Below are 13,635 nucleotides of genomic sequence, written 5' to 3' on the forward strand. Positions count from 1 at the left end.
GCTTGATGAATGGTTTGCCCATAGCTATTTTAAACTGCTTTCAGACTTCTTGGCTGATCTAATCAACTCTTCGTTTTGTAAAACCTCAAAGAAATCTTGGTAAAAGATTGTATCATGTTTAGAGGTATAACTCAAGTTGAATCTAAAAAATGGTCCATTAATTAAAAAATCGTCAGCACTTTTGCCTTTGTAAGCCAATTCCAAATATCTAAATAACGCATCAATACCCTGACCTTCAAGAGTTACCTCCGTACTATTCATCTGGATTCTATTTGGCTTACCATCATAAAAAGGTACCTGCTCATAACTGAGTATACCATGTTCCGTTTCCTTAACTACTTTTTTACCAAAAGGAAATTGAAGAGCGAAAAACAAAATGCTAAACAATATGAAATTCCAGCTCATATGAAAGTAAATGGCATTACGAAGTTTAAAGTTTAAGCAAATCCAGTTAAAAATAAGGCCTGCGCCTAATTGTATAAGGACAAGGAAAGTGTCAATATTCAACCCAAATTCACCTTCACTTAAATGGACTAAAGCGAACATTATTGAGTTGATAATAATATAGGCAGGTAAAAACTTATCACGACTTAGACGCTCAGTTCTCGCTAAAAGAATGACCATAATCAAGGCTAAGCCTAAGGTGAAATTGAGCCACTCGGAATACTGACTAATCGTCACTAGAATGATGGCAATAAGACTAACGATTCTAGTATTTCTGTTTAAGGCGTGCTGCCCTCGAAAAGTTATTTCCTCAAGAAGTGGCGCGATAAATACAGCCATAAAAAAGATCAGCTCAAAGCTCAACCCACCAAAATCTTCAGGAGTAATATCCTCCGCTGAAATGAAAAGAATTATGAATCCTATAATTAATGAGAGGACACCTAGCTTCAATGCCCAATTGAAATTCCGCTGGAAAAATATTTTATATATCAATATTGTAGAGTTAATCTACTAAAGTAAATGAAAAAGATTATAAAGGCTACCTTACATCAGGGTAATAAAAAAGGCTTACCCTTCTTGGGTAAACCTTTCAATAACTTCAGGTATTTTTAGTCAAGTACTACTTCATTTCGTTCTCTGAAACGAACTTAAATTTTTGTCCTCCAATAGAAGCCTCATACATTAACCCGCCTTTGGCTTGGGTGAAAACCGCTACTCCATCGGTGTAGCTTGCATCTGCGGATATTCCAGACTTTAACGCTACGGCAGAAACCTGGGCAGCAAATTGGTATTTATTATTGATAAATCGGTTGAAGCTGTCTGCGTCCTCGAAGAAAATGATCTCACTGTATTCTTGTCCTCCCAACTGGAAGCCGACAGTGATTTGAGTCATATTGGATCCACCAATCATATCGCCTTGCTTATAAACAACCCCTTTTCCAGCAGCGCCCCCAATACCTATGGCTCCTTTTCCAATAGAGGGGAATACGGCATAACCGAATGAGTTTTCAAAGAAACTGTCTAAACCACTGTCTATTTTCTTGAATTGCGTGATGGTTTTCTGTGCCTTTTTCACGTCATACTTTTCCTTTTTCTGGGCCATTGCCTGATTTGAAAAGAATACAACTAAAACTAAAAATGCTGCTATTAGACTTTTAACTCTCATAATACTATCCGTTTTGTCGCTCTCTATTGATCAATTGTGGTTCCAAATTTTCAAAAACCTCTATTTTCTGAAATATAAATCCTCCCTTTCCTCGGGTTCTATTTCCAAAACATTTGCAAGCACCAATTTTATCAATGTTCGGGAAGCTATAAATTTCGATAAGTTCGCTGCCTTAGCATATTCAATAAGAGTAACGGTTTGGTTATTCTCTAAAAGCTCCATTAACGCTCTTTCCTTTTCACCAAAAGTAAACTGCGTGTCTTTTGCTTTCACCCGCCTTTTTAAAATTTCTCGCATCTCCTTAGTCGCTTGAAGGCTTTGATCACCAGCCCTAACATAAGCCTTTCCAGATTTGGCATCAATATTCTCTTTTAGCTGTAAAGGTAGCTTCTCACCTTTTTGAATTTCAAAAACAGCAATTCCTTTTTTTTCATTAAGTTTAATAATCTGCAAATCGTAATTGAGTTTTGGCCAAATTAAATTTTCAATGGTTTGCTCCAGCACAAATACTTCACCTTCTATATTACGGGTACCCGAAATAGTACCGTCATCATCTACCCCCAGTAGAAGTACTCCTCCTTGAGTATTAGCAAAAGCCACGAGTTCTTTTGCTATTTTTTCTGGAAAATTGGCCTTCTTCTTAAACTCAAGATGAATACCTTCTCCGTTTTTGGTGAGCACGTTTAACCTTCGGATACTCCAGTTTTCCATACTTAGTAAATAATATTGTTTCTTCTCTCCATTTGTTTTTCCAGTCAAGAGAAAAAAGAAACCTCCTTTTTAATTACACTTCAAATTTAGAACAAGAATATTCAATTTGTAATTCTTATTCATTTGATACACAGACAAAGGCTGAAAGAATTCTGAAGGTTTTGAAATAGTTATGGATTCTCATTTATTTGCTAAAAAGGCAAACTCCATGAGTATTTATGGCAGTTATAAAATACCTAAAAGAAGAGTCAGGTAGGGCGTATTTCTCTATATCTGGTGAATCGGCTTGTATAACCAAGCTTGCTTCAATTCATGACAGAAAACGAAAAGCTCATAAAAACAAAAAACGTCTCAAAATGAATTGAGACGTTTTAAAGTGTGTGTATATGTGTGTATATGGAATTCTAATTTATCCTAATAAGAACGCGTAACCCTTACGACCTTTTCTCCCTTTGGTTAAAACGATACATTCAATCATATCTCCTTCTCTAAGATCTCTTATTGGTCTATCATTAAAGAAACGATATTGTTCACCGTTATTTGGATTCAAAACTTCACCAAACTGTACTTGACGCTGATCAACAAATGAACCATCAGGAACATTAGTACCCAAGCCTCCAGACTCATCACTTTCCGGCCTCGTAGTAGTTTCAACTACTATAACGGGATTAGTCTCACCCAAACTTTTTAACCCAAACTTCTCCATAAGTATCTCAAGACTCTTCTCTTTATAAGAATCTCCTTTAACACTTAGATCAACAAGGTTAGATAATGCTTCATCGGTTGCTCCATCTTTCAAAAGAGTAAGTGCCAAATACCATTGTGCTTGTTCGGCATATTTTGAGTAATTATTAAGAACGATGTTTAAATCATTTTTAGCAGCTTCAGTATCTCCTGTCTCAATATGAGCAATACCTAAATAAAAATAGTTGTCAGCACTCTTATCGGTTTCGACCAATTGAGCAAGCCCTCTTTCTGCCTCTTCATAGTTACCTAAATCATAAGCATAGTAAGCTCTGTTTTTCAAATTTGTAAGGTCAACAGCAGTCCCTCTTTCAATACCCGATGCAATATTTGTATACGCCTCATAGTACTGTCCGAAAATTTTAGCTCCATTAACTTCTGATGTACCGCTAAAGAGACCAAAGTAACTCAGTGACACTATCAAAAGCAGAGTAGCTGCAATCGAAATGTATTTTTTCATAGTGGTGTGGGTTTTAATTGTTTGACTTTTTTCAATTGAGGCTTCTTGGTTTTTTAAAGATTGAAGTACTTTAAGTTTTACTTCTTCTCTCAAAATATTTTTAATGAGTTTTGCTTCTTGAAATTCCAACTGAAATTCAGGGTCACTCTTTAATCTATCATCAAAGTCTAGCATCTCGTTGGTTTCGAGATTGCCATTCAAGTAAGCATCAATCAAATCTAAATTCTCTTTCATAGGAATTTATTCTATCAGTTTCTTTATTCTTTGAATACACTTGTATTTCAAATTTTTTACGGTATTACCGCTACTATACCCCATTATTTCGGCAATCTCATCAGTGGAAAGCTTGTTGAAATAGAATAACTCTAAAATTCGCTTACAAGGATCTCCTATTGAACTTATAATTTCTTTGACTTTGTCATACTTTTCGATTTTATTGACTTCGAAATCATCGTCATCAACTATAAGGTCATCATCATTAAACTTGCCTTGAAAAGTGATTTTGGTCTTCTTCCTCAAATCACCAAGCAACTTATTCTTTCCAATGGAATAAAGATACGTCTTAATCCCAGCAGCATTCATTTCCTCAAAACTTCCATCTACGACATTTTCATAGAAAGACAAAATAGCATATTGATAGATATCAACAGCTTGATCTTGCGAACAATTATGAGTGTTTGTGATATACGCAATAAAGCTTTGCCTATAGTCAGAATAAATCTGTTCAAGTGCTTGCTGATCACCACGTTTTAGTCTCACAATAAGACTGCTTTCGCTCATGCCTTCTCTTATTAATGATTAAGAACCCCAAAGGTCACCCTTGTAAAGTGATTTTTTTTATTTTTTTTGAAAAACCCCATCCTTTTAGACCAAAAATAGGCAAATAACCTACCGTTGATTTCTGTATATCATCCCTAAGGACTATAACTTTTTTCGATTTTAAAGTGATTTTTTTTGAAAATATAAAATTAATGGTTTTTCGAGGGTGACATTTGCCACATGAAATCATTAAAGCTATAAAGAGACATTTTGCAATTGAAAGGGACATCATACTATTTAATAGACGATAAGATTCATTTGATGGAGGACCGATTTTCCAATGAGCCTTCGTTTATTGTAAATCAGTCTGATTGGAAATTACTAGAAGGTATCAACATCCTGGTAGTTGACGATAATCCTATTAATCTAACCGTTGCAGACAAGACTCTAGCCAAATTCGGGGGCACTTCTTTCAAATGCCTTAGTGCAAAAGAATCTTTAGTGGTTTTCAAGTCCAATCCAATACAATTAATTTTAATGGATTTGCATATGCCAAGTATAGATGGTTTTGCCGCTACTAAGCTAATTAGAGAAACAGAAAAATTCAAGAACAACCCAATTCCGATATTGGCATATACTACTTATAATTACAATGATGTTAAACTTGAAATCGAAGATTGCGGAATGAGTGGTTATATAGGAAAACCATTCACACACATTCAGGTAATAGACACCATTTTAGAAGTTGTTGGTGTTCAAAAATAAGACCCTCCTTTCTTTTTTTATATTCATTTGCAAGACTACCTTGGTTGGTAATTAGAACTTGTTACCCTATTTTTGGCAAAAACTACACCCATTGCCATGCAAAGAGACCAACTCATTTTCGATCTTATTAAAAAGGAACGTCACAGGCAAACCGAAGGGCTTGAATTAATAGCTTCGGAAAACTATGTATCTGATCAAGTCATGGAAGCCATGGGTTCGGTGCTTACGAATAAATACGCAGAAGGACTACCTGGCAAGAGATACTATGGTGGCTGTGAGGTTGTAGATGAAGTAGAGTCATTGGCGATTTCAAGAATTAAAGAATTATTTGGAGCTGAATGGGCCAATGTACAACCACACTCAGGTGCACAAGCTAATGCTGCTGTAATGCTCGCATGCTTAAAAGCTGGAGACAAAATTTTAGGCTTTGACTTATCCCACGGGGGTCATCTTACCCATGGTTCACCAGTAAACTTTTCAGGTAAGTTATACCAACCATCTTTTTATGGGGTTGAGCAAGAAACTGGATTGATTGATTGGGATAAAGTAGAGACCATTGCTCTAGAGCAAAGACCGCAAATGATTATTTGTGGTGCATCTGCTTACAGTAGAGATTGGAATTATGAACGTCTACGCGAAATCGCTGACAAAATTGGAGCTCTCCTTTTGGCTGACATTTCTCACCCTTCTGGCTTAATTGCTAGAGGAATTCTAAACGACCCATTAGAGCATTGTCATATCGTTACCACCACCACACATAAAACGCTTAGGGGACCAAGAGGCGGTTTAATCATGATGGGTGAAGATTTCGAGAACCCTTGGGGTTTAAAAACTCCAAAAGGTGAACCTAGAATGATGTCTCAACTACTTGATTCTGGTGTTTTTCCTGGCACACAGGGCGGGCCATTGGAGCATGTAATTGCCGCCAAAGCCGTTTCTTTTGGAGAAGCATTAAGTGATCAATACATGGAATACATTCTTCAAGTGAAGAAAAATGCCCATGTAATGGCAAAAGCATTTATGGAATCCGGTTATAAGATTATTTCTGGAGGAACTGATAATCACATGATGTTGATCGACCTCAGAAGTAAAGGACTTACCGGAAAAATAGCCGAAGCTACATTAGGAAAGGCAGACATCACGATCAATAAAAACATGGTTCCCTTCGATGACAAGTCTCCATTTGTAACATCTGGGATGAGAATTGGGACCGCTGCAATTACATCACGAGGTTTAATTGAATCAGATATGGAACGAATCGTTGAAATGATTGATCAGGCACTTATGAGCCATGACAATGATTCAAAACTTAATTCAATTCGCGCTAATGTTAATTCATGGATGCGAGATTATCCACTTTTTCAGGTTTAATTAATTGGCACTAGATCAGTTAAATGATAAAACCGAGATGGGCTTTTTAGATCATCTTGAAGAGTTAAGATGGCACTTAGTGCGATCCGTGATTGCCATTTTCGTTTTCGCTCTCTTAGCCTACCTATCAACTGATTTTGTTTGGGGTACTGTTATTTTAGGCCCTACTCAGCCTGACTTTTGGACTTATAGAAAGCTCTGTGAGCTAGGAGAAGTGATTGGCTCCCCTCAGTTATGCATCGATACCATTCCCATTTCTTTTCAGAATAGAGAAATGGCAGGGCAATTTATGATGGATATAATGTCTTCAGCGGTTATTGGTTTGATATTGGGCTTTCCCTACGTGTTTTGGGAGCTTTGGAGGTTCATTAAGCCAGGATTGAAGAGTACGGAAAAAAATGCCTCTCGAGGAGCCGTTTTGGTTGTATCCTTCCTTTTTATTCTAGGGGTGTCTTTTGGTTACTTCATCATCACTCCACTTTCTATAAATTTTCTAGCCAATTATAGTCTATCCGACCTGATCAAAAACGATATCGACATTAAGTCGATTGTTGGAATGTTGACGATGCTCACTTTGGCTTGTGGTTTTATGTTTCAACTGCCCGTAGTATCTTATTTTCTATCTAAGGCAGGTTTAGTTACACCGGCATTAATGAAAAGGTATAGAAAACATGCTTTAGTGGTTATACTTATACTATCAGCAATACTTACACCACCTGATGTAATGAGTCAGGTTTTAATTGCTTTACCAATTATAGTACTTTACGAGATAAGTATAATAGTCTCGAGAAGAGTAGAAAAGAAAAGTCAAAAAAATCAATAAAATGAAGAATATAGGAATTGGTGGAGACCACGCAGGTTATGAATATAAAAGCGAAATCATACCTTATTTAGAAGGTTTAGGATTTAATGTGACGGACTTTGGCCCTAATTCAACGGATTCGGTAGACTACCCTGATTACATCCACCCAATGGCTTCCAAAATAGAAGCAGGTGAACTGAGCTTGGGAATTGCCATTTGCGGAAGTGGAAATGGTGTGTGTATGACCGCCAATAAGCATCAGGGAATCAGAGCTGCCTTGACTTGGAATACAGAATTGGCTTCTTTGGCACGCCAACACAATAATGCAAATGTTATTTGTATCCCCGCTAGGTTTGTGGATTTAGGGACTGCAAAAGAAATGGCAAAAGTATTTCTTGAAACCGACTTTGAGGGAGGCAGACACCAAAAAAGAGTCGATAAAATTAATTGCTAGTTCACCCCATAATCAAGGAGTGAAGAGAAAAGTGACCGAAGAAACAACCAGAAGAAAAAATACAATTTCCGCAACCCAACGTTTTCCTCTAGTCAGTAAAAACTGAGTGGAGAAAAAAGTCAAGGGGATAATTATGGTTTCTGCTGTCAATAGCGTCAACTGATTGTCCAATCGGAGAATCACCAAAGCGAAGATCAACATCCATAACATCATTCTTTGTATCAAAATTTGATGGTTTATTAACCCCACCCCTTGAAAGTTTTGAGCTCCTGATAATACACTCAGAAATAAAGGCAAACCAAAAATCAACAACAGTTCATTAATTACTCCACTGTCCATTTCATTTATCTGAAACAGATCTGAAAAGTAATCTCCCAAAAAAGCTCCTCCATTCCCAAAGTATAAATAATAGATCCAGAAGATCAGAAAACTAAAAACAAAGCCATATGTCATTAAGAAATACCTTCTGACCAAAGTCCCCGAATAGATGATGTAAATAACAATGGCAAAAATCAAGAAAATAAAGTACGGAGCATAGCATAAAGCGCCCAAGCCCAATAAGAACCCAGTAGTAAGAATATTCTCTTCTGACCCCCTAAACTTTAGATGAACAAGGATTTTATCCGTAGCTAAAAGTAAAAAGGTATTTGCCATTAACGCTGGACTCAAGAACAAAAACTCTTGATTTGAGCTTAATATCAAGACGTAAAGTATACCTGGTAAATAAGTGTTTTCTTCAAAAGCTCCATTCTTTTGAAGTGTTGAGTTAAAAATCAGCGCTTGTATAAAAACAAGTATGGCTGACACCACAACTGACACCAACATGGAACTATTAAATAAAAATGTAAGTAGTCCGTAAAAAAAGACATACAATGGGCCAGCTGAGATGGAGTTGGATATTATCGCCCCTGGGTTTTCGTTTAAAGCAGAACCCAGCAAGTATGAGCTATTCAGAATAGTAGACTCCTCTAAGCCCATAATGAGCAAAATGACCCTAGTTATGATCAAAAAGGCAGCTATAAACAATAGCAAGTAAGGATCGTTTTTTCTGAAGAATCGAAGCAATTTGAATGTTGTTACAATGAGTTGCTAAAATAAGCCAAAAAAATGGCAGGAAGGAAAATAGATAAATTAATAAGATATTTGCAGCATGAACCAAAGCCAAAGTAAAAGACAGCTTAAATTTTCTAAACTCATTCAAAAGGAGATTAGCGAAATATTTCAAAAGGAACACTCAGCAAAATTCATTGGCTCGTTGGTAACCGTTTCCGATGTAAGCATGAGCCCTGATCTTGGTTTAGCCAGAATTTACCTCAGTATTTTCCCAGTGAAATCTTCTGAAAAAATTATGGAAGAAATAGAAGCAGCCAAAAGCAAAATTCGTGGTAGCCTGGGAAGACGTATTGGTAAAGAAGTACGAATCGTTCCACATATCGCTTTTCATTCAGACAATACTGCTGAGGAAGCGGAGAAAATGGATCAAATCATCAACAAACTGAATATACCTCCTACAACAGATATCGACACTGAAGAATAAATTTTGAACCTCTCCAGTTTCATAGCAAAGCGTTATTTCGCTTCAAAGAAAAAAAAGAACTTCATACAGGTACTTTCATGGATTTCCGTGATTGGCGTTGCAATGGGCACAGCCTCCCTCATCGTTGTACTTTCTGTTTTCAATGGTCTTCAGGACTTTGTTCGCTCCATATACAATTCCTTTGACGCTCCTTTAACGATTCAAGCCTCGGTGGGAAAATCCTTTGAGATGACTCCTGAGTTACGATCAAAAATCGAGACCATAGACGGCATAAACGTAGTCACCGAGGTAATTGAAGATAATGCTCTTATCCTTTTTCAAGACCAGCAAGTCGTGGCAAAAATCAAGGGGGTTGAAAGCAACTACGCTTCTGTAAACCGACTGGACTCTTTTCTGGTGCGAGGGAAAATGAAGTTGAAAGAGAATAATATCAACTATGCAATTCTAGGAACAGGCGTGGCATATGACTTAAGCCTCAGACTCGATGCAAATTCCTATGGAATGCAGATTGTTTACCCAAAAAAACTCAGGCCTGGAGTGCCCGTTACCAATAGTTCAATTACTCGGAAAAGTATAGTGCCTGCTGCTATTTTCAATATTGAACCTGTTTATAACGAAAGCTACGTCTTTGTCCCTTTGAGCTTTGCTCAAGAGTTAATGGATTACGGGGAAAAACGGACTTCCATAGAACTCTACCTCAATGAAGAAGTAAGCATTAAGAAGTTAAAAGAACAAGTAGCAAACACACTCGGAAGTGAATTCAAGGTACTTGATAGCGATGAACTTCATTCTAGTTTATTAAAGGCTATAAAAATTGAAAAGCTATTTGCTTATATCACCCTCTCATTCATTATGGCCATTGCCTCTTTCAATATTTTCTTTACCCTCTCCATGTTGGCCATTGAAAAGAAGCGAGACATTTCTGTGCTCTACTCCTTTGGGGCTACAGCACAGTTTATTCGCCAGATTTTCCTTAAGCAAGGCAGCATTATTTCTTTGGTAGGCTCCATCATCGGTTTATTAAGTGGCTTGGCCCTTTGCCTCTTACAACAGCGGTTTGGCTTGGTGAGCATGGGAATGCAAAGTGCAGTAATGAATGCCTACCCAGTTAAATTAGAGTTAACCGACTTTATTATGGTGGGCGTTAGTATTTTCCTCATTACTGTTTTAATTTCCTACCGACCAGCAATTATTGCATCACGCGTAGAAACCATTAAAAATCTCAATTGATTTTCAAGTAGTTATACTTTTTACTTAGCTTTTTGTTCAATTTCTTCCAGCCCTTCTCAATTTAATAATTAATTTGCGGGTCGCATTTTTTTGAAATGAAGGTATCAACAGGCAAACCGTTCCAATTAATCTATTCGCTTTTTCAGCACGAATACTTAGGCTATCTATTCGAATCCTTTGTAATTCAGTTGGATGATAAAGGGCGCTTAACCCTGCAACACCAAAACATATCTTCCAAAAACGCTAAAGAATTTGGGGCCAAAATGGACGACCGTGACTTTGAGTTAATAAAGCTCATGGACCAAATGCAACAAGAAGCCATCACGCTTAAGTTCTACAAGAAAAAAATCAAACCTGCTGATTTCTTTTTCAAAGTATATGACAAAGAAAAAGGCGATGTAGAGCTACAAAACACCATTGACCACTACCTAGAAGTAAGGCGTTCAAGAATTCTGGACCTTATGGATGGAAAAATGATTTTTGAGATGGGCCGTGACGGTGAACCTGCTTGGCGACAAATTCACTGGATGGAACAAAAGGCCAGCGTGCTTTTTCATTTCAGAAGAAATGAAGACAACACCCACTATTTCCCTACCATAAAACACAATGGTGAAAAATTAGAATGGCAGTACAACGGGTCATTTCTCATCTGTAATCAACCGGCTTGGTTGGTCGTCAATGATCAGCTATTCCGCTTCGAAAAAGGAGTTGATGGGCCAAAACTGAAACCCTTTCTAAATAAGAAGTTTGTTGTAATTCCTAGAAAAGTGGAAGCCACTTACTACGAGAAGTTTGTCAGCAATTTGGTGGCTTCGTTCGATGTATATGCCAAGGGTTTTGAAATCAATACCGAAAGGCATGATCTCATTCCGGAAATAACCTTCTCCGAATTATCAACGGCTCAATCGGTAACTCCAGACCTTTTTGGGTCAGTTAAAAGCAATGGGAAGGGGGATCTAGAACCCGCCAAAATACTTTTTAAAATTGGCTTTAAATATGGCCCATATACCTTTCCCTATGATGTAAATGCCACTTCCTCGGTAAAATTAGAGCGTAAGGGAGAGGAATACATTTTCCATAAAGTAAAGCGAAATCTAGACGCTGAATTATGGATCATTAACCGATTGAGCGAAAAAGGTTTGGCGCTGAAAAATGGACGGCAGACCTTAACCCGTGGGGAAGGTTTTGCCTGGCTTTCAGAGAAAAAAGAATTTATTGACAACGAAGGAATTATTGTTCGTCAAAGTGAAAAAGACAGCAAACGCTATTTTGTTGGCGAAGCACATATTGACATCAAAGTGAATGAAAACATCGACTGGTTCGATATTCACGCCATCATAAAATTCGGAGATTTCGAAATCCCTTTTGAGCAATTAAGAAAATTTATTTCGGGTAAAAAGAGGGAGATCATACTTCCAAATGGTGAAATCGCAGTAATTCCTGACGCTTGGTTTGTCAATTATGCTGAGCTTTTCGCCTTTATGGATCATGAAGGTGCTCCACGACTTAAAAAACATCACCTGTCACTTATTCAAGATTTACAGAATGGGCAGTTGGCCCAAGTCAGTATGGACAGGAAGCTTAGACAGCTGGAAAATTTTGAAGAAATTGAAGATTTCACCATTCCACCAAGCTTTACTGGGGAGTTAAGGCCTTATCAAAAAGCGGGATACAATTGGATGCGTTTTCTTTCTAGCTATAACTTTGGAGGTTGCTTGGCAGATGACATGGGTTTGGGTAAAACCGTACAAACCTTGGCCATGCTTCAGTCAGAAAAAGACAAGGGAAAGAAGAATGCATCGCTATTAATCATGCCTACTTCCTTAATTTACAACTGGGAAATTGAAGCGTCTAAATTCACCCCTGACCTAAAAGTATTGGTGTATTCAGGTTCTGGAAGGGACAAAGATGTGGCAAGTTTTGAAGGCTATGATTTGGTACTTACTTCTTATGGCATCACAAGAATAGATATTGATATTCTGAAGGGCTACTACTTTAATTATGTGATTCTCGATGAGTCGCAAGCCATCAAAAACCCATCTTCCAACATTGCCAAATCCGTCCGTAAACTGAAGTCTAAATACAGACTTATCCTTACGGGAACTCCACTTGAAAACAGCACTTTGGACCTATGGTCGCAAATGAGTTTTGTAAACCCTGGACTATTGGGTACAGAGAGCTACTTTAAAGATGAGTTTCAAATACCAATTGAAAAGAAGCAAGACCAAGAAAAAGCCAAAAGGCTGAACGTGATTATTAAGCCCTTCATTTTAAGAAGGCAAAAATCGCAAGTGGCTAAGGACTTGCCCGAGAAGGTAGAAAATGTGAAATACAGCACAATGACTGCCCAGCAAGAAGAAAAGTATGAAGAGGTAAAATCATATTACCGAAACAAGATTCTAGACAACATAGAAAAAACTGGCGTCAAAAAGTCCCAACTTCTGCTATTGCAAGGCCTTACACAACTCAGGCAAATTGCCAACCATCCAAGAATGACCGACCCTGAGTATACTGGTGATTCTGGGAAGTTGGAAGACGTAACTTATATGATTGAATCGGCCTTGAGCAAAGGCCATAAGATTCTTATTTTTAGTCAGTTCGTGAAACATCTCTCTATTGTAAAAGAGTATTTCGACAAAAACGAAATGACATACGCCTATTTGGACGGAAGTACCAAGAATAGACAAGAACAAGTAGAGCTTTTTCAAGAAGACGAGAGCATCAGGCTATTCTTGATTTCTCTAAAAGCTGGTGGTGTGGGCTTAAACCTAACCCGTGCCGACTATGTGTTCTTACTTGACCCTTGGTGGAATCCTGCCATTGAAGCCCAAGCTGTGGATAGGGCCCATAGAATCGGGCAGAAGAACACAGTGTTCACCTACAAATTCATCACCCGAAATACGGTTGAGGAAAAAATTCTGGCATTGCAACAAAACAAAATCAAATTGGCTTCCGATTTAATTACCACCGAAGAAAGCTTTATCAAAAAGTTAGAAGCCAGCGATATCGCAAGCCTATTGAGTTAATCTGATTTTTCCCAAAACTGGGCTAATAAACCAAAAGTCACTATCTCTAATTGTACTCAACTATATTAAATACCACTATAAGAGGAACTTTGCGTTTTTCAACTAAAAAGTTAATCCTAAGTGCATCCTTTTTATTCAAAACACAGTATGCATAGGAATTGACATTC

The 13,635-nt window shown here is 37.6% G+C and carries 13 protein-coding genes; 7 read left to right on the forward strand and 6 right to left on the reverse strand.

Going from position 1 to position 13,635, the window contains the following annotated elements; all coding sequences use genetic code 11:
* Positions 1 to 24: 24 nt before the first annotated feature.
* The 5 genes from AWN68_RS00945 to AWN68_RS00965 all read right to left on the reverse strand — a co-directional run bounded on the left by AWN68_RS00945 (position 25) and on the right by AWN68_RS00965 (position 4,304).
* Positions 25 to 936, reverse strand: coding sequence for a CPBP family glutamic-type intramembrane protease (locus tag AWN68_RS00945; RefSeq protein WP_157716017.1), 912 nt, complete (start codon positions 934 to 936; stop codon positions 25 to 27).
* Positions 937 to 1,063: 127 nt separating this feature from the next.
* Complete coding sequence (locus AWN68_RS00950; protein WP_068410162.1) at positions 1,064 to 1,609, reverse strand: lipid-binding SYLF domain-containing protein; 546 nt, start codon at positions 1,607 to 1,609, stop codon at positions 1,064 to 1,066.
* 60 nt (positions 1,610 to 1,669) lie between these two features.
* Positions 1,670 to 2,320: an AlbA family DNA-binding domain-containing protein gene (locus tag AWN68_RS00955; RefSeq protein ID WP_068411431.1), complete on the reverse strand. Its 651-nt coding sequence runs from the start codon at positions 2,318 to 2,320 to the stop codon at positions 1,670 to 1,672.
* 409 nt (positions 2,321 to 2,729) lie between these two features.
* On the reverse strand, positions 2,730 to 3,758 hold the full coding sequence (locus AWN68_RS00960; protein WP_068410164.1) for a tetratricopeptide repeat protein: 1,029 nt from the start codon (positions 3,756 to 3,758) through the stop codon (positions 2,730 to 2,732).
* 6 nt (positions 3,759 to 3,764) lie between these two features.
* Positions 3,765 to 4,304 carry an RNA polymerase sigma factor gene (locus AWN68_RS00965; RefSeq protein ID WP_068410167.1) on the reverse strand — a complete coding sequence of 180 codons (540 nt, stop codon included), beginning with the start codon at positions 4,302 to 4,304 and terminating at the stop codon, positions 3,765 to 3,767.
* A gap of 300 nt (positions 4,305 to 4,604) precedes the next feature.
* Here AWN68_RS00965 and AWN68_RS00975 point away from each other — a divergent pair, with 300 nt between their 5' ends.
* The 4 genes from AWN68_RS00975 (at position 4,605) to rpiB (ending at position 7,675) form a co-directional block, all read left to right on the forward strand.
* Positions 4,605 to 5,048 (forward strand): response regulator, encoded by a 444-nt coding sequence (locus AWN68_RS00975; protein WP_068410172.1) that lies wholly within the window; start codon positions 4,605 to 4,607, stop codon positions 5,046 to 5,048.
* Between the two features lie 96 nt (positions 5,049 to 5,144).
* Entirely contained in the window at positions 5,145 to 6,419 is a 1,275-nt protein-coding gene (locus tag AWN68_RS00980; protein ID WP_068410173.1) for a serine hydroxymethyltransferase, read from the forward strand.
* A 4-nt stretch (positions 6,420 to 6,423) separates the two neighbouring features.
* A complete protein-coding gene (tatC, locus tag AWN68_RS00985) occupies positions 6,424 to 7,242 on the forward strand; it encodes a twin-arginine translocase subunit TatC (protein ID WP_068410176.1) in 819 nt (272 codons plus the stop codon).
* Between the two features lies 1 nt (position 7,243).
* Entirely contained in the window at positions 7,244 to 7,675 is a 432-nt protein-coding gene (gene rpiB / locus AWN68_RS00990; RefSeq protein ID WP_172796016.1) for a ribose 5-phosphate isomerase B, read from the forward strand.
* A 12-nt stretch (positions 7,676 to 7,687) separates the two neighbouring features.
* Here the strand turns inward: rpiB and AWN68_RS00995 are convergent, their stop codons facing one another.
* A complete protein-coding gene (locus AWN68_RS00995) occupies positions 7,688 to 8,707 on the reverse strand; it encodes a hypothetical protein (RefSeq protein WP_157716018.1) in 1,020 nt (339 codons plus the stop codon).
* Positions 8,708 to 8,825: 118 nt separating this feature from the next.
* Here AWN68_RS00995 and rbfA point away from each other — a divergent pair, with 118 nt between their 5' ends.
* The 3 genes from rbfA to AWN68_RS01010 all read left to right on the forward strand — a co-directional run bounded on the left by rbfA (position 8,826) and on the right by AWN68_RS01010 (position 13,468).
* The gene (gene rbfA / locus AWN68_RS01000; protein ID WP_068410186.1) at positions 8,826 to 9,212 is read left to right on the forward strand and encodes a 30S ribosome-binding factor RbfA; all 387 of its coding nucleotides are present in this window, start codon (positions 8,826 to 8,828) and stop codon (positions 9,210 to 9,212) included.
* A 3-nt stretch (positions 9,213 to 9,215) separates the two neighbouring features.
* Positions 9,216 to 10,442 carry an ABC transporter permease gene (locus AWN68_RS01005; protein ID WP_084362713.1) on the forward strand — a complete coding sequence of 409 codons (1,227 nt, stop codon included), beginning with the start codon at positions 9,216 to 9,218 and terminating at the stop codon, positions 10,440 to 10,442.
* 95 nt (positions 10,443 to 10,537) lie between these two features.
* Positions 10,538 to 13,468, forward strand: coding sequence for a DEAD/DEAH box helicase (locus AWN68_RS01010; RefSeq protein ID WP_068410192.1), 2,931 nt, complete (start codon positions 10,538 to 10,540; stop codon positions 13,466 to 13,468).
* Positions 13,469 to 13,635: the final 167 nt, after the last annotated feature.

It is taken from the genome of Roseivirga echinicomitans (assembly GCF_001592935.1).
GTDB lineage: Bacteria > Bacteroidota > Bacteroidia > Cytophagales > Cyclobacteriaceae > Roseivirga > Roseivirga echinicomitans.